At 38.9% G+C, this 976-nt stretch carries 1 protein-coding gene and 1 pseudogene; both read right to left on the reverse strand.

The window, feature by feature from the left end; all coding sequences use genetic code 11:
- Positions 1-665, reverse strand: a 665-nt coding sequence (locus tag ABD909_RS07015) for a YopJ family acetyltransferase (RefSeq protein WP_345097244.1), incomplete at its 3' end; no start/stop codon positions are given.
- Positions 666-869: 204 nt separating this feature from the next.
- Positions 870-976: pseudogene (locus ABD909_RS07020) on the reverse strand (YopJ/AvrA family T3SS effector serine/threonine acetyltransferase); the annotation flags it as partial.

Consider the following 976-nt stretch of genomic DNA (forward strand, 5'->3'; position numbering starts at 1 on the left):
TTATCCTCATGCATTTTTGTCAGTTGGTCCGCTTCGCGATGGAGCTTTTTGGCAAGGCCTAGACTAAATATGGCGCATTCAGAAGAACTGCGCTGAATATCCATTTCAACCATGGAAAAATGACAATTAGGCAATTGGGAATCTTGAATCGCTTGGGTTGTTCTTAATCCTAATCTCGCAGCAACTATGCTGCTAAAAGTTGTCGGTTCAAAAAATACCAAGGACGTTTGGTTATCAATGGTTTTATGATCGATGGCTGCAAAATGAATCCTGCTCATTCCTGTGTTTACTATATATCTGGAAGATTGAACGCCATTCTCAATATCCTCTTTGATCGCCTGGGGGAGCTCTTCAGGGGACATAGCAAGTTTAAGATGCATTTCTGGATATTTTTGATTAGCTTTCTCTACGAGAGCTGGCATCATTCTAAGGTCTATATTTGCATAATAGGCATTAATCCAGCGACCACTGGTGATGTCATTCTCTAAGTCTGAAATAACACGACTCAATTCTTCATGATTTAATACGGCACTTTCTTCTTCTTGTTCGGCAGCACTGCTTTCTAAACGTGCCAGAAGACTGGCTAATGATTCATCAGCACTCTCACCTTCTTGCATTGTTGAGGGATGAGGATTGGTGTTTTTTGCTGCATCTTGCGGCTTCATATATAAAACTCCGTATTGATATCAATGTTCAATATTATCTTCTTCAATTTTGACCAAAAAATGTCGCAGATTCATTTGTGCTGATCTTGTAAGTGAGGGCAATGAAAACAACTTTGTCGTTGTTTCCATAAGAAAATTTGCTCCATGGGAATCCTGCAGTGGAAATCTCTCAGTTTTGAAAGATAAAAATATGAGAAAATGATCCTATAATGTAAGGACCGCCTTATATTCAGAAACCCTTTTGCGATGTTGTGAAACAGAGACCGTTTTTTCTTCTGCTGTCACTAAATTCTTCTCAAATCTCTCTAAAA

It is taken from the genome of Bartonella acomydis (assembly GCF_039543025.1).
GTDB lineage: Bacteria > Pseudomonadota > Alphaproteobacteria > Rhizobiales > Rhizobiaceae > Bartonella > Bartonella acomydis.